The sequence below is a fragment of the Ideonella sp. genome (assembly GCF_041287625.1).
Lineage (GTDB): Bacteria > Pseudomonadota > Gammaproteobacteria > Burkholderiales > Burkholderiaceae_C > Ideonella.
In genome coordinates this window covers 86,297-106,021 of sequence record NZ_JBGGNH010000023.1, presented here as the reverse complement: position 1 = coordinate 106,021, position 19,725 = coordinate 86,297, and the positions used below count along the sequence as shown (strand labels likewise).

Annotated in this window: 17 protein-coding genes; 9 read left to right on the top strand and 8 right to left on the bottom strand. The window is 69.1% G+C overall.

Going from position 1 to position 19,725, the window contains the following annotated elements; translation table 11 throughout:
• Positions 1–81: 81 nt before the first annotated feature.
• The 4 genes from ACAH41_RS09420 to lplT are packed head-to-tail and all read right to left on the bottom strand — an operon-like array spanning position 82 to position 3,808.
• A complete protein-coding gene (locus ACAH41_RS09420) occupies positions 82–1,110 on the bottom strand; it encodes a DUF2332 domain-containing protein (RefSeq protein ID WP_325649630.1) in 1,029 nt (342 codons plus the stop codon).
• Positions 1,107–1,595 (bottom strand): glutathione peroxidase, encoded by a 489-nt coding sequence (locus ACAH41_RS09415; protein WP_325649632.1) that lies wholly within the window; start codon positions 1,593–1,595, stop codon positions 1,107–1,109. Before ACAH41_RS09415 ends, ACAH41_RS09420 begins: the two co-directional genes overlap by 4 nt.
• A 55-nt stretch (positions 1,596–1,650) precedes the next feature.
• Positions 1,651–2,523, bottom strand: coding sequence for a DMT family transporter (locus tag ACAH41_RS09410; RefSeq protein WP_325649634.1), 873 nt, complete (start codon positions 2,521–2,523; stop codon positions 1,651–1,653).
• A gap of 7 nt (positions 2,524–2,530) precedes the next feature.
• The gene (lplT, locus tag ACAH41_RS09405) at positions 2,531–3,808 is read right to left on the bottom strand and encodes a lysophospholipid transporter LplT (protein ID WP_325649636.1); all 1,278 of its coding nucleotides are present in this window, start codon (positions 3,806–3,808) and stop codon (positions 2,531–2,533) included.
• 166 nt (positions 3,809–3,974) lie between these two features.
• Between lplT and alr the strand changes: the two genes are divergently transcribed.
• The 3 genes from alr (at position 3,975) to arfB (ending at position 6,063) form a co-directional block, all read left to right on the top strand.
• Positions 3,975–5,099: an alanine racemase gene (alr, locus tag ACAH41_RS09400; RefSeq protein WP_325649638.1), complete on the top strand. Its 1,125-nt coding sequence runs from the start codon at positions 3,975–3,977 to the stop codon at positions 5,097–5,099.
• A 63-nt stretch (positions 5,100–5,162) separates the two neighbouring features.
• A complete protein-coding gene (locus ACAH41_RS09395; RefSeq protein WP_325649639.1) occupies positions 5,163–5,660 on the top strand; it encodes an acyl-CoA thioesterase in 498 nt (165 codons plus the stop codon).
• Between the two features lies 1 nt (position 5,661).
• Positions 5,662–6,063, top strand: coding sequence for an alternative ribosome rescue aminoacyl-tRNA hydrolase ArfB (gene arfB, locus ACAH41_RS09390; protein WP_325649640.1), 402 nt, complete (start codon positions 5,662–5,664; stop codon positions 6,061–6,063).
• A gap of 105 nt (positions 6,064–6,168) precedes the next feature.
• Here the strand turns inward: arfB and ACAH41_RS09385 are convergent, their stop codons facing one another.
• Together ACAH41_RS09385 and ACAH41_RS09380 are read right to left on the bottom strand one after the other, a co-directional pair.
• Positions 6,169–6,852 (bottom strand): nucleotidyl transferase AbiEii/AbiGii toxin family protein, encoded by a 684-nt coding sequence (locus ACAH41_RS09385; protein ID WP_325649641.1) that lies wholly within the window; start codon positions 6,850–6,852, stop codon positions 6,169–6,171.
• The gene (locus ACAH41_RS09380) at positions 6,839–7,384 is read right to left on the bottom strand and encodes a hypothetical protein (RefSeq protein WP_325649642.1); all 546 of its coding nucleotides are present in this window, start codon (positions 7,382–7,384) and stop codon (positions 6,839–6,841) included. Before ACAH41_RS09380 ends, ACAH41_RS09385 begins: the two co-directional genes overlap by 14 nt.
• A 250-nt stretch (positions 7,385–7,634) precedes the next feature.
• Here ACAH41_RS09380 and ACAH41_RS09375 point away from each other — a divergent pair, with 250 nt between their 5' ends.
• Both ACAH41_RS09375 and ACAH41_RS09370 read left to right on the top strand, forming a co-directional pair.
• Positions 7,635–8,684, top strand: coding sequence for a hypothetical protein (locus ACAH41_RS09375; RefSeq protein ID WP_325649643.1), 1,050 nt, complete (start codon positions 7,635–7,637; stop codon positions 8,682–8,684).
• Positions 8,685–8,861: 177 nt separating this feature from the next.
• Positions 8,862–10,235, top strand: coding sequence for an FG-GAP-like repeat-containing protein (locus ACAH41_RS09370; RefSeq protein ID WP_325649645.1), 1,374 nt, complete (start codon positions 8,862–8,864; stop codon positions 10,233–10,235).
• Positions 10,236–10,283: 48 nt separating this feature from the next.
• Here ACAH41_RS09370 and ACAH41_RS09365 read toward each other — a convergent pair whose 3' ends face one another.
• Complete coding sequence (locus tag ACAH41_RS09365) at positions 10,284–11,483, bottom strand: LysR family transcriptional regulator (protein WP_325649646.1); 1,200 nt, start codon at positions 11,481–11,483, stop codon at positions 10,284–10,286.
• A gap of 161 nt (positions 11,484–11,644) precedes the next feature.
• On the opposite strand from ACAH41_RS09365, the gene ACAH41_RS09360 reads away from it, so the two are divergent.
• The 4 genes from ACAH41_RS09360 (at position 11,645) to ACAH41_RS09345 (ending at position 18,805) form a co-directional block, all read left to right on the top strand.
• Positions 11,645–12,577 carry an alpha/beta hydrolase fold domain-containing protein gene (locus ACAH41_RS09360; RefSeq protein WP_325649647.1) on the top strand — a complete coding sequence of 311 codons (933 nt, stop codon included), beginning with the start codon at positions 11,645–11,647 and terminating at the stop codon, positions 12,575–12,577.
• 131 nt (positions 12,578–12,708) lie between these two features.
• On the top strand, positions 12,709–13,962 hold the full coding sequence (locus tag ACAH41_RS09355) for an efflux RND transporter periplasmic adaptor subunit (RefSeq protein WP_370538268.1): 1,254 nt from the start codon (positions 12,709–12,711) through the stop codon (positions 13,960–13,962).
• Between the two features lie 58 nt (positions 13,963–14,020).
• A complete protein-coding gene (locus ACAH41_RS09350; protein WP_370538267.1) occupies positions 14,021–17,266 on the top strand; it encodes an efflux RND transporter permease subunit in 3,246 nt (1,081 codons plus the stop codon).
• A gap of 105 nt (positions 17,267–17,371) precedes the next feature.
• Entirely contained in the window at positions 17,372–18,805 is a 1,434-nt protein-coding gene (locus tag ACAH41_RS09345) for an efflux transporter outer membrane subunit (RefSeq protein WP_325656443.1), read from the top strand.
• Here the strand turns inward: ACAH41_RS09345 and ACAH41_RS09340 are convergent.
• Positions 18,802–19,722 (bottom strand): LysR family transcriptional regulator, encoded by a 921-nt coding sequence (locus ACAH41_RS09340; RefSeq protein WP_325656445.1) that lies wholly within the window; start codon positions 19,720–19,722, stop codon positions 18,802–18,804. The genes ACAH41_RS09345 and ACAH41_RS09340 overlap by 4 nt on opposite strands.
• Between the last annotated feature and the right edge of the window lie 3 nt (positions 19,723–19,725).

Genomic DNA, 19,725 nt, shown 5'->3' with positions numbered 1-19,725 from the left:
CCACTCCAGCCACGCGCCATGCGGGTGTGAGCGCGCCAGCAGCCGGGTCTGAGGTGCGTCCCGTCCCGGCTCGGTCAGGAGTCAGAAGGTCTGGTTGCCGGGCGACGTGCCGGGCTCCCCCGGCACCGGCGTGGTCGGCAGTGCCAATTCCGGTGCCAGCGGCTGGTTGTGTGGTGCGCCCTCTGCGCTCAACCACAACAGACCGCGCTGTTGAATCAGCCGCCGCACGCGCGCCACATGCGCCGCCAGGTCGGCCGGCGCGAAGTAGAACAGCACCCAGCTGTTGAACAGCACCGGCACCACACCGGCCGGCAGTTCGTCCAGCCAGCTTTCCAGCACCGCGAGGCCGTCCTCTGCCTGGATCACTGCCGGCCGCAGCGCCCGGGTATCGGCCACCGCCATTGCCAGCCGCTCGCGCCGTGGTGCGTCCGACGGCCACAGGCAGGCCATCAGCCAGCGCAGCGCGCCGTCGTCCTGCACGTCGATGGTCGCCTGGTCCACGCCGCAGCGTGCCGCCAGCGTCCAGCTCGGCGGCGCCGCCAGCGCTTCGGGTGCGTTGCCGACGACGCGGCAAGGCAAGCCGCCTGATGCACCGCCGTAGTAGTCGTAGCGATAACGGTCCACCGCCAGGTTCAACCCGGCGCTGCATCCAAAGTCGAACAACGCCAGTCGCGGTCCGTGATGGCGCGCAATCTCGTCCAGCGCGGGCTTCAGCACCGTGCAACGGCCAACCTCGTTGGTCTGCGTGCGGCGGGTGGCGATCAGCTGCTGCAGCGCTTGGCCATGCCGATTTGCGAAGTCTGCCACTGCGGCCGGCAGCGCCGGATCGTCCGGTGAGCGCGTTCCGCCCACGCTGGCATACCAGCCGCCCAGTCCTTCCGTGCTGCCGGCCTGCAGCACCTGGTGATGCAGTGCCGCGAGGATCAGGTTCGGCAGCCGCTGCGTGGGCGGTGCCGCGTCCAGCAGCGCCAGCAAGCCGGGCGAGCGCGCAATCAGCCGGCACAGCGGCGGATACAGGGGCTCGTCGGCAAAGGCCGGGCCGGTGCTGTCCAGCAGCGCGGCCAGCGGATGGTCCGCCAGCGGCGCGCCGAACGAGGGCGCCGCGATCATGCGGCCAGCGCCGCCTCGATGTCCTTGGCCAGCTTCTCCGGCGCATCCTGCGGCGCGTAGCGCTTGAGCACCTGGCCGTTCTTGCCGACGAGGAACTTGGTGAAGTTCCACTTGATGGCTTCGATGCCGAGCAGGCCTGGCTTCTCGCCCTTGAGCCAGCGGTACAGCGGGGCGGCCTCGTCGCCGTTCACGTCGACCTTGGCCATCATCGGGAAGTCCACGCCGTAGTTGAGCTGGCAGAACGAGGCGATCTCGCCGTTGCTGCCCGGGTCCTGCGACAGGAACTGATTGCTGGGAAAACCCAGCACCGTCAGGCCGCGGTCCTGGTAGTCCTTCCAGAGCTTTTGCAGGCCCTCGAACTGCGGCGTGAAGCCGCACTTGCTGGCGGTGTTGACGATCAGCAGCACCCGGCCGCGGTATTGGCTCAGCGGCACGGTTTCGCCAGTGATGGCCTTGGCCTCGAAGTCATAGACGCTGTCGCTCATGGAAACCCCGATCCGAAAACGCAAAGGTGCCGGATGGTAGCGCCGGCCGCCGCGTTCAAGGTCGCAGCGCAGCCAGGGCCGCGCCAGCGACGATCAGCGCGCCGCCCATGGCCAGTTGCAGCGTCAGCGTGCCGGCGCCCAGTGCCAGTGCCGAGCCGGCGGCCCACAGCACCTCGGTCAGCATGATGACCGCGGTGACGTTGGCCGGCAGCCGCGAGGCGCCGTATTGCAGCGCCAGGTTGCTGGCCAGGTAGACCAGCGCCAGTCCCAGCACGCCAGGCAGCCAGCCGGCGGACAGCGGCGGCAGCGCAGAGACCGCAAGCACCTGCGTCAACACCAGCGAGACCAAGGCGCCGCCGAGGAACATTGCCAGCCCGCGGCCGCCTTCGCTGCGCGCGGATTCGCGCTTCAGCAGGATGTTGTTGCAGGCAAAGCTGAAGCCGCCGAGCAGGCCCAGCAGGTCGATGGGCTGGACCCGGTTCAGGTGCTGGCCTTCCGCCGGCCACAGCACCAGCACAGCGCCGGCCAGCGCCAGCGCCACGCGCAGCAGCGCAGCGCGCGTCACCGGCTCGTGCAGCACCAGCCGCGCCAGCACCACGGTCCACAGCGGCATCAGATAGAACAGCAGCACCACGCGCACCACGTCACCCGCGGTGATGCCCCAGTTGAAGCAGGCATTCGTGGTGCCGGCAGCGAGCAGGATCAGCCACAGCGCCGGGTGGGTGGCCAGTTCGCGCCAGGCATGGGGCTTCCACAGGCCGATGGCGACGACCGCCAACGCGAAGATCACCGCGGTGGCCCACAGCGGGTGCATACCGCGGGCCTGCAGCGCACGCATCGGCCACCAGGTCAGGCCCCAGATCATCGCGTTGAACAGCAGCGCGGCCACAGGCCGGCGCGCCGCGCGTGCGGCGGGCGTCGCGCTCATTGCAAGCTCAATGCCGGTCGCTGCGGGCGATTGTCAGCAGGCGCTCGACCTCGGTCTGGTGCAAGACTGTGTTGCGCAGGTGCCAGCGGCGGATCATCCACATCAGCCCGGCCACGCCGACGCCGAAGATGGTGATGGCCGAGAAGGCCGACAGGCCCACGCGGGTCATGCCGGTGTAGAACGCGCCCAGGCCCAGGATGCAGGCCTGCTCGTTGAAGTTCTGCACCGCGATCGAGCGGCCTGCGCCCATCAGGTTGTGGCCGCGGTGCTGCAGCAGCGCGTTCATCGGCACCACCAGGTAGCCGCCCAGCAGGCCCAGCAGCATCAGGAACGGTGCGGCCACCCAGACGTTGGTGATGAAGTTCAGGCCGATCACCAGCAAGCCCATGCCGATGCCCAGGGGAATGACCGTGGTTGCCTTGTCCAGCCGCACCCGCATCGACGCGGCCACCGCGCCGACGGCGGTGCCGATGGCCACCACGCCGACCAGGCTGGAAGCCTTGGTGGTCGAGAAGCCGAGCGCCACGGCGGCCCAGGCGAAGACGATGACCCGCAGGTTGCCCGAGACGCCCCAGAACAGCGTGGTCGTGGCCAGCGAGATCTGGCCCAGCCGGTCGGCCCACAGCCGGGTGTTGCAGTGGCCGAAGTCGCGCACCAGGGCCAGCACGTTGGTCGTCATCGGCTGCAGCGGCGCGTCGGTGCGAGGAATGCGCAGGTTGAAGATGGCCGCGATCACGTAAAGCACGACCAGCGAAGCAATTGCCGCTTCCGGCGGCGTGTCGATGCCGGTGTCGATCATGGGCAGGTCGAAGCCCAGCAGCATCGGCGCAATGTGCGGGCCGACCAGTTGGCCGCCCAGCAGCACGCCCAGGATGATGGAGGTGATGGTCAGCCCTTCGATCCAGCCATTGGCCTGCACCAGCTGCGAAGGCGGCAGCAGTTCGGTCAGGATGCCGTACTTGGCCGGCGAGTACGCCGCGGCGCCCAGCCCGACGATGGCGTAGGCGAACAGCGGATGGCCGCCGAACAGCATCATCAGGCAGCCGACGACCTTGATGCTGTTCGAATAGAACATCACCTTGCCCTTGGGCACAGCGTCGGCAAAGGCGCCCACCAGCGGCGCCAGGATCACGTAGAACAGCGCGAACATCGGTGTCAGCGCCGGGATCTGCCAGGGGGCAGCGCCGGAGCTTTTGAGCAGTTCGATCGCGCCGACCAGCAATGCGTTGTCTGCCAGCGAGCTGAAGAACTGCGCCGACATGATGGTGAAAAAGCCTTTTTTCATGCAGGGCAGAGCGGTGCTGGCGTCGGGCTTGTGTCGCGTTGGCGGCCCGTTCGTCTCGCGAAGTCTCCTTGTGAGCGAGGGCGGTTTATAGCACGGGGGTGCGGCGCCACCCCCGCAGGTCGGCTGGCACAATCGCCGCGCCAAGGAAATGCTGCCGCAGCCCGCCATGCCCCGTCCGATCGAAGCCCTGATCCATCCCGATGCCCTGAGCCACAACATTGGCCGGGCCCGCGAACTTGCGCCGGACGCCCGGGTCTGGGCTGTCGTCAAGGCAAATGCCTACGGCCACGGCATTGAGCGCTGCTTCGACGCGCTGCGTGCGGCCGATGGTTTTGCGCTGCTGGACTTCGACGAGGCCGAGCGCCTGCGCGCGCTGGACTGGCGCGGCCCCATCCTGCTGCTCGAAGGCTGCTTCGAGCCGCGCGACCTGGAACTCTGCTCGCGCCTGAACCTCTGGCACGTGGTGCACCAGCCGCAGCAGATCGACTGGCTGGCGGCGCACAAGACGCACACCCCGCACCGCGTGTTCCTGAAGATGAACAGCGGCATGAACCGCCTGGGCTTCAAGCCGGACGCCTTCCGCGCCGCCTGGGCCAGGCTCAACGTGCTGCCGCAGGTCGAAGAGATCTCGCTGATCACCCATTTCTCCGATGCCGACGCCGACCGCTTCGGCCGCAACGGCATCGAACATCAGGTCGCCAGCTGGCTGGCCGCCACCAGCGACCTACCTGGTGAGCGCTCACTCGCGAACAGTGCCGCCACGCTGCGCCATTTGGCCGACGCTGGCGCCCGTTCGGACTGGGTGCGCGCCGGCATCATGAGCTACGGCGGCGCGCCGGATTTCCCCGAGCACGACATTGCCCACTGGAACCTGCGCCCGGCCATGACGCTGCGCTCGCAAGTCATCGGCATCCAGGAATTGCAGCCCGGCGACAGCGTCGGCTACGGCAGCAGCTTCGTCGCCGAGCAGGCCATGCGCGTGGGCACCGTCGCCTGCGGCTACGCCGACGGCTACCCGCGCCACTGCGGCACCGGAACGCCCATCCTGGTCGACGGCGTGCGCACCCGCACCCTCGGCCGCGTCTCGATGGACATGCTGGCGGTCGACCTCGGCCCGGTGCCGGCCGCGCAGGTCGGCAGCGCCGTCACGCTGTGGGGCCACGGCCCCCGCGGCAGCCTGCTGGCCATCGACGAAGTCGCCCGCGCCGCCGGCACCATCGGCTACGAGCTGATGTGTGCCGTCGCGCCGCGCGTGCCGGTGCGGGTGTTGGCCGACGGCGAAGCTGCCTGAGGTCCTGGCGCGGCGCTTGCTGACTTCCCGGCCGCCCCTTCCTCTTCACCGCCCGTCTCCGCCATGGACCACCAGCCCAGCCACCAGCTCTCGATGACCGTGCTGATGACGCCCGACATGGCGAACTTCAGCGGCAACGTGCACGGCGGCACCATCCTCAAGTTCCTCGACCAGGTCGCCTACGCCTGCGCCAGCCGCTACGCCGGGCGCTACGTCGTCACCCTCAGCGTGGACCAGGTGATGTTCCGCCAGCCCATCCACGTCGGAGAGCTGGTCACCTTCCTGGCCAGCATCAACCACACCGGCACCTCGTCGATGGAGGTCGGCATCAAGGTCGTCGCCGAGAACATCCGCAGCCAGGTCGTGCGCCATGCCAACAGCTGCTTCTTCACGATGGTCGCGGTCGACGACCATGGCAAGCCCGCGCCGGTACCGCCGCGCCAGCTCGTCACCGAAGAAGAAAAGCGCCGCGCCGAAAACGCCAAGGCCCGCCGCCAGTTGCGCACCGAGATGGAACAGCGCCAGCGCGAGGTGCGGCAGGCGCCGCCACCTCTGGGCTGACGTGACGCCGCCCAGGGTGGACCCCAGCGAGGTCGAATTCCACGCGATCCGCGCCCAGGGCGCCGGCGGCCAGAACGTCAACAAGGTCTCGAACGCGGTCCACCTGCGCTTCGACGTGGCCGCCTCCAGCCTGCCCGAAGCGCTCAAGTCCCGCCTGCTGGCGCTGGCCGACCAGCGCATCACCGAAGGCGGCGTCATCGTCCTCAAGGCCCAGGAACACCGCAGCCTGCCGATGAACCAGGCCGACGCGCTGGCCCGGCTGCAGGCCATGGTCGACCAGGCCGCCCACGTCCCTAAGGCTCGCCGCCCCACCAAGCCGACCAAGGGCTCGCAGCGCCGCCGGGTCGATTCCAAGGTCAAGCGCGGCGCAATCAAGGCCGGGCGCGGGCGAGTGGATGGGTAGCCCAGTGCCGAGCATTTGGCGGCGCCGGCGGCAGGGTGAACCGCGCCAGCATCTGCGCAGCTTCAAGCACTGCCTTCCAGGGCACGCAGCTTGTTGAGCACTTGTTCAGTGACTCAAGTCCCTCAATCGGCCCATGACGAGACCTGCACGCTCCGGCTCGGCGATCAGGCCCGGCAGCACGTTCTCAAAGTCCCGGTTCGCAATCAATGCCGCAAAGGCCGTGGCCACCGCTTGCCTCAAGTCAGCGGGCGCCCCCGCCAATTCCGCCGCAAGCTCCTCGCGCCCATCGACGATGTTCAGCACGTCTTCCAGGTCATGGCTGGTCACGAAGTCACCGCCGCCACGGCTGGCAAAGGCCTCCAGCTTGGTCGCCACGAAGCCCACGGCGCTGACCAGCCGTATCGTCACACCTTCGCCCAAGTCCACCGGCACGGCGGTCTGCACCGCGTACGGATACCAGCGGTTGGAGAACCCCAGTACTTCCGGCTGCACCGGCATCAGGTCGAAGAGCACGCCCGAAGCCTTGTGCACCCAGCGGCAAATCACGTCACTGCTGGCATCGCGCGCAAATCCGCGCGCTGCCACCTGCGCTTCGATCCGGTGGAACACGGCCCGGCTGGCATTCACCACCGCATCCACGTCGCGGGTGGCGCGCACCGGGTCGGCCAGCGGGTCGGTCACCAGCAGGCCCGCCACGGCGCCGCCCACGAACACCAGCTGCTCACGCAGTTCGCCAAGCGCCTGCGCGATGCGGCGCAGGTCGGGCAGATTCGGGTCATTGGCCCGCATGCGCATCTCCTGCGAACTGCATCAGTTCGGCCTCCATCAGCGTGGCGGCCAACGCGCGCTCGCGTGCGCGCCCTGTGCGCAGCGCATCCAGCAAGGCCAGCAGGCGATGCAGGGCAGGGTCGGCCAGTGCGGCCTGAGGCGCCGTTCGGTAGAGCGGCGAAAGCGTCGGCCCTTTGATGCTGCCTGCCGGGTGCGCCCACACAGGCGCTTCGCCTGGGGCAGCCTTCAACTGGCTGGCCAGCGGCTCGGCGCCAAAGGCAGTCGGCACACCGCGCTTCACCGCGCCCGGCGTGGCCGGCCAGATGTAGCGCACGCCGTGCAGCATGAATTCCAGCAGGCTCGGCCTCACCGGTGACCATTCACCGCGCGCCGGTGCCACCGCCAAGCCGCAGGCCACCGCGCGCTTCACGCTCGCATGCGCTTCTGAAGCGCTCATGCTCAGCGCCTCACCCAGCGCGGCATAGGTCCAGCGTTGCGGCGGGCGGGCCGCCACCTTCAGCAGCACCAGCAAATCTTGAGGTTTGAGTTCCATGGCGTTCATATTCGCTATTCGCGAATTCCGAATATCGCTGACGGAGCCTTTGCTGACAAGCCTTTCGACCCGGAGCCGCATCCTGACGTTTCGCGGTTGGCAAGCGCCGACATTGGCGACGACTGTGCGCCGGGCTGGCCAACGACGGCTGCTGCCATCAAGCGTTGCGGCATTCAGTCTGCGCCTTCAGCGCGTGAACGCCGAGCTGGGCCTTGCCAGCTGTGCAGCGCCCTGCGGTAACCTCGCCGAGGTGACCCACCCTGATCCCTCCGATGTGGCCTCGCCGGGGCCTCGCCCCGGGCGAGGCCCTGCCGCGCCCACCCTGCAGACCCTGGGCCTCAGCGTCGAGGCCGAGGCCTTGTACCGCACGCTGCTGCGCCTGCCAGGCCTGTCGGGCCTGACGCTGGCGCCGCACTTGGCGGGTTGGCCGCCGGCCGCGGTAGAGCCGGCGCTGGTCTCGCTGCAGCAGCGCGGGTTGGCGCGCAGCGAGGGCGGGCAGGCCTGGTTTGCGACGGCGCCGGAGGTGGCGATCGAGTTGCTGCTGATGGAGCGGCAGGTCGAGCTGAACCAGGCGCGGCAGGTGCTGCCCGACCTGCAGCGCGAGCTGATGCGGGGCGACGGGCTGGCCGCTTCCGACGCGGTGCGGCTGGTGCCGGCCGAGGCCGAGGTGCAGCTGTCCGAATACCTGCAGGTGCACCACGCGGCGCGGCGTGAAGTGGCCATCGTGATGTGCCCGCCGTTTGTCGTCTCGGCGCCGGACGCGATGGAGGCCGCGCGCGAGCAGGCGCGGCGCCGCGGGGTGCGTTACCGCATGCTCGTGGCGCCTGAAATGCTGCAGTGGCCGGGCTGGTTCGAGGCGGTGCGCCAATCCCATGCCGCGGGGGACGAGGTGCGCGTGCACGCGGGCCTGCCGTTCAAGATGGTGCTGGCCGACCGCAGTTGCGGCTTGATCCCGCTGCGCAGCGACGCGCCCGAAGGCCCGGCGCTGCGGCTGGGCCCCACGGCTGCACTGGACGCCCTGTGCGCCCTGTTCGATTCACTCTGGGCGCAGGCCGCGCCGGCGTTGGAGGCGCCGGCCGAAGGCCAGCAGGAGGCCGGCGACAAGTCGCTGCACGCGCTGGTCACGCTGCTGGCCTCGGGCGCCAATGACAAGACCATCGCCGGCGTGCTGGAGATTTCCGAGCGCACCTTGCTGCGCCGCATCCATGCGCTCAGCGACCAGTTGCAGGCGCGCTCCCGCTTCCAGTGCGGCTGGCTGGCCGCCTCGCACTTCGCCGCCCGTTTTCCGCGCGAAAGCTGAGCGCCGCTGGTGCGCCCGGCGCCGCCGTGCGCGGCCGGCTTGTCGTAATTCTGAAATGTCAGGAATCCGCCAGCCTGCTGCGCCGTCATCTGCTCTCCAATGCCGTCACACCGCTGCTGCAGGCACCGACAGCTGCAGGCCGGATCCCCCACAGATGTTCGGAGTTGAGAGATGAAGATGATGGACTCATGGAAGCGTACCGCGCTGTGCGCAGTGCTGCTGACCCTGGCTGGCACTGGCCTGGCGCAAGCCACCACCAAGGACGGCAAGGTCGACCAGCAGTTGCTGGGCACCGCGGCGAACCAGCAGTTCGGTTCCCTGCTGAACGCGCAGGGCGACTTCAACCACGACGGCATCCCGGACCTGGTCGTCGGCTCGCCGGCCGGCACCGACATGCGCGGCGCAGTGGACATCTTCTACGGCAAGACCAAGGGCCTGGCGCAGCAGGCTGCCTTCCACTACGAGGGGCCGATGGCCTGGGCCCAGGTGGGCAGCTCGCCGGTGGTGGCCGACGTGAACGGCGACGGCTACCCTGACCTGATCGTCGGCGCGTCCAACTACTCCGGCGCCCAGCAGTACAGCGGCGGCGTGCTGGTCTTCTTCGGCAAGGAGCACGGCATCTCGGCCGAGCCCAAGCAGATCCTCGAAGGCCCGTCGACCAACTCGTTCTTCGGCTTTCGCATCCGCTCGCTGGGCGACTTCAACCACGACGGCTACGACGACATCGCCGTGGGCGCGATGGGCGCCAATGGCAGCCTGGGCCAGATCTACATCTTCAAGGGTGGACCCAAAGGCCTGAAGAAAAAGCCCGTGACCACGCTGGCTGGCGCTGCACCGTGGATTTACTTCGGCCAGATGTTCGACGTGGGCGACGTCAACGGTGACGGCATTGCCGACATCATCGTCGGCGCCAGCAGCCCCACCGGCGGCATCCCCGGCATGAGCTGGATCTACCACGGCACGCCCACCGGCTATGCCAACCGCGACGAGACCTTGTTCGCCCCGGTTGCGCTGGACGACACCGCCATGTTCGGCAGCAACGTGACCTTCCTCGGCGACGTGGACGGCGACGGCTTCGGCGACCTGGCCGTAGGTGCCCCACGCTACGCCGATGGCACCAGCTCGGGCATGGTCTCGGTGTTCTACGGCAGCGCCACCGGCCCGTCCGGCTCTGCCCGCACGCAGACGATCACCGCGGGCAGCGACAAGCTGCTGTTCATGGGCGACAACCTGCTGGGCCAGCGCGATTTCAACGGCGACGGCTACATGGATCTGGTGGTCGGCACCTCGAACTTTGCCCGCCCGAACGACCAGACCCAGCCCTTCCCCGGGGCGATCTGGATCTACCGTGGCGGCGCCAACGGCCTGGACACGTCGCGCATCTACAAGCTCAACGGCACGAAGGACACGCGCGACGAGTTCGGCATGAGCCTGGAAGTGGGCGACGTGAACGGCGACGGCGCGCCGGACCTGCTCACCGGCTCCGGCGTCTACAGCGACACGATCAGCCAGCAAGGCGTGGTGCGCGTGATCTTCGGCGTGCCCAAGTGAATGGGGCGCCGGGTTTCACGGGGACGTGAGACCCGGCGGCCTTGAGCCTCAGGCCGCCAGGGCCTGCGGAGGTTGCGGCAGCGGCTCGGCCTCGATCGTTGCCACGCCGTCCTGCAGCACCGGCGCCATGCCCGGCAGCTTGGACGGCTGGGCGATCGGCCCGCGCTTGGCCAGCCAGGTGGCGGGCTGTGGGTGTGGCAGCGGCTTGCCCTGGGCCCGCGCCAGCTTGCGGGCCTGGTGTTCGCCGTCCAGCTGGGCATACCAGCTTTCCAGTTCCAAGCAGGCATCCACCTCGCCATTGGCGGTGCGGGCCTTGCAGCATGCGGCCAGCAGCTGTTCCTCCGCATCGGTGTGGCGGGCGAACAGGTCGGCCACCCAGTCGACGAAGACACGCAGCTTGGTGCTGAGGTGGCGGTTGGGCGGGTAGACCACGTACAGCGGCAGCGGGTCGGACTCCCAGTCCGTCATCAGCGGCACCAGTTCGGCCGCGTCCACATGCGGCTTGAGCATGAAAAACGGGGCCTGGATCACGCCGAGGCCGGCCAGGCCGGCGGTCATGTAGGCGGTGCCGTCGTTGACCGACAGCCGGTAGCGGCCCTGCACCTCCACGCGCTCGCCCTTGCGGTTGAAGTCGAACGAAAACTGCCGGCCGGTGCGCGACGAGAAGTAGCTGACGATCTTGTGGTCGCCGCTTTCCAGATCACGCGGGTGCAGCGGCAGGCCGTGTTCGCGCACGTAGGCGGGCGCCGCGGCGCAGGCATAACGCCAGGCGCCGACGCGTCGCGCCACCAGCGACTGGTCGGTGATCTCGCCGCCGCGCACCACGCAGTCCACGTTGTCGCCCACCAGGTCCACCGGCCGGTCGCTGACGCCCAGGTCGATCTGGATGTCCGGGTAGCGCGCGTGGAACTCCGGCAGCGCCGGGATCAGCAGCAGCCGCGCGACCGAAGACGCCACGTCGATGCGCAGCCGCCCGCGCGGCGTGGCGCGCGCATGCGAGATCGATCCTTCCAGTTCGTCGATCTCGCCCAGCAGCCGGCTGACCCGCTCGTAATAGGCGGCGCCGTCCGGCGTCACCGTCACGCGGCGCGTGGTGCGGTTCAGCAGCTTGACCTCCAGGTGCTCTTCCAGCGACTGGATCAGCCGGGTCACCGCAGCCTTGGGCAGCTCCAGCGAATCGGCCGCCTTGGTGAAGGTGCCGGCCTCGACCACGCGAGCAAACGCCTGCATTGCATTGAGCTTGTCCATCCAGCATCCCTCGTTGACCTGAGGCGCCATTGTTTCATCAGCCACAAAACTGTGTCATGCCGCAGGGTGTTTATTCCTTCACTCACAACGCCTATTCTTCGCTGCATCGCAACACGATTGCCCTTCCTCCTTCCGCTCTTCCTCCTTTCGTCCCGCCCACCATGCCGTCTCTCTCCCCGCTGATCACCGCCGCCTGGCGCGACACCCGTGTCGACGCGGGCCTGGAGCAGCCGCTGTCGGTTCGCATCCACCGCGCGGCCGAGCCAGGGCTGTTGACCGTAGACGGCCAGCCGCTGGCCCGTCCGCTGGTGTTGCACCTGCCGGGCGGCGCGTTCATCGGCGGTGACCTGGACAGCGGCCTGGCGACCGCGCGGCTGCTGGCGCAATCCGGCTGCGTGGTCGTCTCGCTGGACTATCCGCATGCACCGGAGCAGCCTTTCCCGGCCGCGCTGCAGGCGGCCGCCGCTTTGTTGCGCTGGATGCAACGTGCGCGCACCCGGCTGGCGGGTGCCGGTGCGGCGCTGCTGGTGGCCGGTGAAGAAGCGGGTGCCAACCTCGCCGCGGGCCTGGCGCTGTGGGCGCGGGACCAGGGCAAGCCGCTGGCCGGCCAGCTGCTGCTGTCGCCGCTGCTGGACCCGTGCCTGGCGACTGCCTCGCTGCGCGCCGCGGGCCAGGGTGACGCCAGCTGCCCGTGGGCACGCGGCTGGCGCGCCTACCTTGGCGACAGCGGCGGCGACCATCCTTATGCGGCCCCGCTGCACGCCGCGCGGCTTGGCGGCGTGGCGCCGGCGATGCTGGTCACTGCCACCGACGACCCGCTGCGCGACGAGGCGCACCGGTACAGCGTGGCCTTGCAGCGGGCTGGCGTGGCGGCACGGCTGTTCAAGTTGGCCGGGCCGACCGGTTGGCCGATGGCGCTGAGCAAGCTGGCCAGCCTGCAGGCGCCGTGGGCCGCGGCGCTGCGGCCGGCGCTGCGCGAATTCCTGATCGATTGCCTTTCCCGCTGTCCGGCCGCGCGGCGCTCGTCCCGCCGCGCTTCGTCTGACCTTTCCACCGGAGCTTGCACCAGCGCGCTCGCGCCACGCCTGGCCTGAGTTCCACCCCGGCGCGGCCGCCTGCTGGGCCGCTTGTTGTCCTTGCCTGGCCGCCTGCAAAAAGCCGCAGGTGCAGCCGCTGCATTGCCGTTTTCGAATTCCAACCCATTCCACTGCCAACGGAGCACACCATGCCTACCTCTGCTTCTTCCAAGACCTTCCAAAAGTTTTCCCGCCGCCCCACGGCCATGGTGCTGACTTCGCTGACAGCCGCGCTGGCGCTGGGCGCCGCCGCACTGATGACCGCCCACACCGCTGAAGCCGAATCACCGGCTGCCGCGCCGCCCGCGGTGCCTGTCTCGGTCGCCGCCGTCGTCAAGCAGGACGTGGCCGCCTGGGAAGAGTTCTCCGGCCGCGTCGAGGCGGTCGACAAGGTCGAGCTGCGCTCGCGCGTTTCCGGCACGGTGCTGGCGGTGCACTTCCGCGAAGGCGCGCTGGTCAACGCCGGCGACCTGCTGGTGACCATCGACCCGGCGCCGTATGCCGCCGAGGTGGACCGCGCCGAAGCCCAGGTGCTGGCCGCCCAGGCACGGGTGGGCTACACGCGCAGCGAAAGCGAGCGCGCCGGCCGCCTGTGGCAGGAACAGGCGATTGCCCAGCGTGAGCTGGACGAGCGCCAGAACGCCGCTCGCGAAGCCGATGCCAACCTGCGCGCCGCACAGGCCGCGCTGCAGACCGCCAAGCTCAGCCTGAGCTACACACAGGTGCGTGCACCGGTGGCCGGCCGCGTCGGCCGCAAGGAAGTCACCGTGGGCAACCTGGTGGCTGCCGGCCCGGGCGCACCGGTGCTCACCACGCTGGTCTCGGTCAGCCCGATCTACGCCAGCTTTGACGCCGACGAAGCCACTGTCAGCCGCGCGCTGGCCAGCCTGCCCGGCGGCACCGCGCAGCGCGGCCAGCTGGAGCGCATTCCGGTGCAGATGAAGACCGGGCTGGGTGGCGCGGGTGAAAAAGCCATCGAAGGCAAGCTGCAGCTGATCGACAACCAGGTCGACGCCAAGAGCGGCACGGTGCGCGTGCGCGCGGTGTTCGACAACACCGATGGCGCGCTGCTGCCGGGCCAGTTCGCGCAGCTGCGCCTGGGCCAGGTCAAGGCCACCTCGGCGCTGCTGGTCAACGAACGCGCGGTCGGCACCGACCAGAACAAGCGCTACGTGCTGGTCGTCGGCGCGGACCACAAGGTCAGCTACCGCGAGGTCTCGCTGGGCGCCGCGGTGGACGGGCTGCGCATCGTCACCGCCGGGCTGAAGGCCGACGAGAAGGTCGTCGTCAACGGCCTGCAGCGGGTGCGCCCGGGCTCGCTGGTCCAGCCGCAGGAAGTGCCGATGAACGCCAAGGCCGAGCTGCAGGCCAAGAAGAACAACACCGCAGGTGAGCCGTCGTGATGCACATGCCAGTGCCCATGCGCCCCGCCATGCAGAGGAACCTTTTTCAGGACGCCCCATGAACTTGTCCAAATTTTTCATTGACCGGCCGATCTTTGCCGGCGTGCTCTCGCTGCTGATCTTCCTTGGCGGCCTGATCGCGGTGCGCGGCCTGCCGATCTCGGAATACCCCGAGGTCGTGCCGCCGTCCATCGTCGTGCGTGCCACGTACCCCGGCGCGAACCCGAAGGTCATTGCCGAGACGGTGGCCACACCGATCGAAGAGCAGATCAACGGCGTTGAAGGCATGCTCTACATGAGCAGCCAGGCGACCACCGACGGCCTGATGACGCTGACCGTCACCTTCAAGCTCGGCACCGACCCCGACAAGGCCCAGCAGCTGGTGCAGAACCGGGTCGCCCGGGCCGAGCCGCGATTGCCCGAAGAGGTGCGCCGCCTGGGCATCACGACCGTCAAGAGCTCGGTCGACCTGACCATGGTCGTGCACTTGCTGTCGCCCACCGGCCGCTACGACATGACCTACCTGCGCAACTACGCGGTGCTCAACGTCAAGGACCGCCTGGCGCGTGTCCAGGGCGTGGGCGACGTGCAGCTGTTCGGCTCCGGCGACTACGCGATGCGCATCTGGCTGGACCCGCAGAAGGTCGCCAACCGCGGCCTGTCGGCCAGCGATGTGGTTGCGGCCATCCGCGAGCAGAACGTGCAGGCCGCCGCCGGCGTGGTCGGCGCGTCGCCCGGCCTGCAAGGCATTGACGTGCAACTGCCGGTCAACGCGCAAGGCCGGCTGCAGACCGAAGACGAGTTCGGCGACATCATCGTCAAGACCGGCACTGCCGGCGAAGTGACCCGTCTGCGCGACATTTCGCGCATCGAGATGGGCGCGGCGGACTATTCGCTGCGCTCGCTGCTGGACAACAAGGACGCGGTGGCGGTGCCCATCTTCGCCGCGCCCGGCTCCAACGCGATCGCCATCTCCGATGGCGTGCGCGCCACGATGGCCGACCTGAAGGCCGCAATGCCCGAAGGCCTGACCTACGAGATCGTCTACGACCCGACGCAGTTCGTGCGCGCGTCCATCGAATCGGTGGTGCACACGCTGCTGGAAGCCATCGCGCTGGTGGTGCTGGTCGTGATCCTGTTCCTGCAGACCTGGCGGGCCTCGATCATCCCGCTGCTGGCCGTGCCGGTCGCGGTGGTCGGCACGTTTGGCGTGATGCACGTGTTCGGCTTCTCGATCAACGCGCTGAGCCTGTTCGGTCTGGTGCTGGCCATCGGCATCGTGGTGGACGACGCCATCGTCGTGGTTGAAAACGTCGAGCGCAACATCGAGGGCGGACTCTCGCCACGCGAGGCCACCTACCGCGCGATGCGCGAAGTCTCCGGCCCCATCATCGCCATCGCGCTGGTGCTGGTCGCCGTGTTCGTGCCGCTGGCCTTCATCACCGGTTTGACCGGCCAGTTCTACCGCCAGTTCGCGCTGACGATTGCCATCTCCACCGTGATCTCGGCGATCAATTCGCTCACACTCTCGCCCGCGCTGGCCGCCCTGCTGCTGAAGGGCCATGACGCACCGAAGGACTGGCTGACCCGCGGCATGGACCGCGTGCTGGGCCGCTTCTTCCGCGGCTTCAACCGGCTGTTCCAGCGCGGTTCCGAGCGCTACAGCGTGGGCGTGAAGGGTGCGATCTCGCGCAAGGCGGTGATGCTGGGCATCTACGCGCTGCTCGCGGTCGCCACCATCGGCCTGTTCCAGCTGGTGCCCAAGGGCTTCGTGCCGGCGCAGGACAAGCAGTACCTGATCGGCTTCGCCCAGCTGCCCGACGGCGCCACGCTGGACCGCACCGAAGACGTCACCCGTCGCATGGACGACATCGTCATGAAGCAGCCCGGCGTGGAGCATGCGATCACCTTCCCGGGCCTGTCCATCAACGGCTTCACCAACAGCTCGAACTCCGGCATCGTCTTCGTGGCGCTGAAGGACTTCGACCAGCGCAAGGACCCGTCGCTCAGCGCCGGCGCCATCGCCGGTGCGCTGAACCAGCAGTTCGGCCAGATCCAGGACGCCTTCATCGCCATCTTCCCGCCGCCGCCGGTGCAAGGCCTGGGCACCACTGGTGGCTTCAAGCTGCAGCTGGAAGACCGCGCCTCGCTGGGCTTTGACGCGCTGGACGCCGCGCAGAAGGCCTTCATGGCCAAGGCCTACCAGACGCCTGAACTGGCGGGCTTGTTCTCCAGCTGGCAGGTCAACGTGCCGCAGCTCTATGCCGACATCGACCGCACCAAGGCCCGCCAGCTCGGCGTGCCGGTCACCTCGGTCTTCGAGACGCTGCAGATCTACCTGGGCAGCCTGTATGCCAATGACTTCAACCGCTTCGGCCGCACGTATTCCGTGCGGGTGCAGGCAGACGCCGCGTTCCGCGCGCGGCCCGAAGACATCGGCACGCTGAAGGTGCGTTCGACGACGGGCGAGATGGTGCCGCTGTCGGCGCTGCTGAAGGTCGTACCGACCTTCGGCCCGGAACGCGCGATGCGCTACAACGGTTTCCTGACCGCCGACATCAACGGCGGCGCCGCACCGGGCTACTCGTCCGGCCAGGCGCAGGACGCGATCAAGCGCATTGCCGCCGAAACGCTGCCGCCCGGCATCAGCTACGAGTGGACCGACCTGACCTACCAGGAAATCCTGGCTGGCAACTCCGCCGCGCTGATCTTCCCGATCGCCATCCTGCTGGTCTTCCTGGTCCTGGCCGCGCAGTACGAAAGCCTGACGCTGCCGCTGGCCATCCTGCTGATCGTGCCGATGGGCCTGCTGGCCGCCATGACCGGCGTGTGGCTCACCAAGGGCGACAACAACGTCTTCACGCAGATCGGCCTGATGGTGCTGGTGGGCTTGAGTGCGAAAAACGCGATCCTGATCGTGGAGTTCGCACGCGAGCTGGAGTTCGCCGGCCGAACGCCGATCCAGGCCGCGATCGAAGCCAGCCGGCTGCGCCTGCGCCCGATCCTGATGACCTCGATGGCTTTCGTGATGGGTGTGCTGCCGCTGGTGCTGGCGACTGGCGCTGGCGCCGAGATGCGCCATGCGATGGGTGTCGCGGTGTTCGCCGGGATGATCGGCGTGACGGCCTTCGGCATCTTCCTGACCCCGGTGTTCTACGTGCTGCTGCGCCGCATGACCGGCAACCGTCCGCTGAAGCAACATGGCGAAGTGCCGCACGACGTGGAGCCGATGCTGGAGCCGGGCATGCATGGTGGTGCCGCCATCCATCCGCAGCTGGCAGCCCCGCGCCATGAACATGAATAAGTGAAGCACCCGGTCTCACGCATGCGTGAGACCACCCGCCGGGCGGGTTGCTCGGCCGCCTTGGGGCGGCCCGGCGCCGGCCTCGTGCGAAATTTGGAGATTCCAATGAGAAACCTCTTTTCGAATGGCCCGAAACGCCTACTGACCCCGCTGCTCGCAGCCCTGGTCCTCGCGGGTTGCGTCTCGGCGCCCGCTGTCGACCCGGCCACGCTGCCGACCGCACCGCCGGCCTTCAAGACAACGCAAAGCGCGCCGGTCGAAGGCCACTGGGCGGCAGTGGCGCCGGCCGATGCGGCCGACCGCGGTGCCTGGTGGGCCGTGTTTGCCGACCCTCTGCTCAACCAGCTGATCGCCCGCTCGCAGGCGCAGAACACCGACCTGAAGATTGCAGCGGCACGCTTGCAACAGGCCCGCGCCGGGCTGCGCGCTGCAGACGCGCAACGCCTGCCGCAACTGGGTGCGAGCGCCGGCGTGACCCGCGCGACCGACAGCACGGCCGGCGTGCATCCGTACCCGGTCTACAACCAGGGCACTGCAGGTGCCAACCTGGCCTGGGAGCTGGATCTGTTTGGCAAGCTGGGCCTGGGCAGCCAGGCCGCCGAGCTGGACGCGCAGGCCAGCGAAGCCACGCTGCGCAGCACGCAGCTGATGGTGCAGGCCCAGGTTGCGCAGACCTACTTCGCGCTGCGCGAGGCGGATGTCGAGCGCCGCCTGGTGCGCGAGTCGGTGGACGCCTACCGCAACACGCTCAAGCTCACCGAGCGGCGCCGCGCCGCCGGGGACCTGGCCGAACTGGACGTCGAGCGCATCCGCACCGAAGTGGCGGCGACCGAGTCCGATGCGATCGCGCTGGACCGCCAGCGCGCCACGCTGGAAAACGCACTGGCCGTGCTGCTGGGCGAATCGGCCAGCGAGTTCACGCTGCCTGACACCGCCTGGGCTGCCGCACCGCCGTCCGTGCCTGCCGGCCTGCCCAGCGCCGTGCTGGCGCGCCGGCCGGACGTGGCCGCAGCCCAGCGTGGCCTGATGGCCGCGCAAGCCCGCCTGGGCGTGGCCCAGTCGGCCTGGCTGCCTGACCTGGCGCTGACCGCCACCGGCGGCTATGCATCGACCGAGCTGTCCGACGTGTTCCGCTGGTCCGCCCGCGCTTGGTCGGTCGGCACGTTGCTGTCGCTGCCCATCTTCGACGGCGGCCGGCGCCAGGCGAACGAAGACCGCATCGCGGCTGACGCGCAGATCGCGCTGCAGAGCTACCGCGGCCAGGTGCTGACCGCGCTGCGCGAGGTCGAGGACCAGCTGACTTCGCTGGAACTGCTGCAGGCCCAGTCCACCGTGCTGGCACTGGCCGTCAAGTCGGCCACCCGCGCCACCCAGCTGTCCGACGTGCGCTACCGCAACGGCCTGGTCAGCCAGCTCGACCTGCTCGACGCCCGCCGCAACGAACTGCGCAACCTGCGCCAGGCCGTGCAGATCCAGGGCGCGCAGTTCCAGAGCACGGTGGCGCTGATCCGCGCGCTGGGCGGCGGCTGGGAGGGCTAGGGTTCGCTGCTGTTGGGCAACTTGGCGAGGCCCTGCACCAGGGCCTCGAACACCAGCCGCACGCGGGCTGGCACGGGGCTCTGGCGTGCGCGGTAGACCTGCACCGGCCAGGGCTTCGGCGCTTCTGCTTCCAGCACACTGACCAGCCGGCCCTCGCGCAGCGCCGGCTGGGCCAGGAAGTCCGGCAACTGGCCAAAGCCGATGCCGGCCAGCACAGCGGCCTGTTCGGCCTCCGGGTCGTCGGTCACAAAGGCGGGAACGGCGGGCGCCTGCTGGCGGCTGCCGCGGAACAGCCAGTTCCAAGGGCGGCCGTTGTTGAGGTCGATCATCGCGGTGCAGGGCCGCTGGTCCAGCAGCTCGGCGATGGTTTGCGGCGCGCCCACGCGGGCCACCAGCGCCGGTGTGGCCACCACGTGGAAGCGCACCTGCGCCACCGCCCGGGCGACGAAGCCGCTGTCGCGCATCGGGCCAATGCGCACCCCAATGTCGATCTGCTGGTCCACCACGTCGGCCCGCACTTCCGACAGCCGCAGGTCCAGCACCAGTCCAGGATGGGCGGCCAGCAGTGGCGCGAGCGTTGCCATCAAGGGTTCGCGGCCGAGAAAACGTGGCGCCGTCACGCGCACCAGCCCGCTGGCGACTTCGGTCGCCTGGGCCGGCTGGCCCCGCACCGGGAACAGCGCGTCCACGCCGGACAGCGCAGCTTTGGCGCGTTCCACCAGTTGCGCGCCAAAGGCGGTGAGCCGCACGCCACGCGTGCTGCGGTGGAACAGCGGTTCGCCCAGCGTGTCCTCCAGCTCGCGCACCACGCGCGTCACCACCTGCGGCGAGACGGCCAGCTGCAATGCGGCGTCGCGAAAGTTGCGCGCCTGCGCGGCGCAGCAAAACACCCGGAGGGCTTCAAGCGGATTGTTCACGGT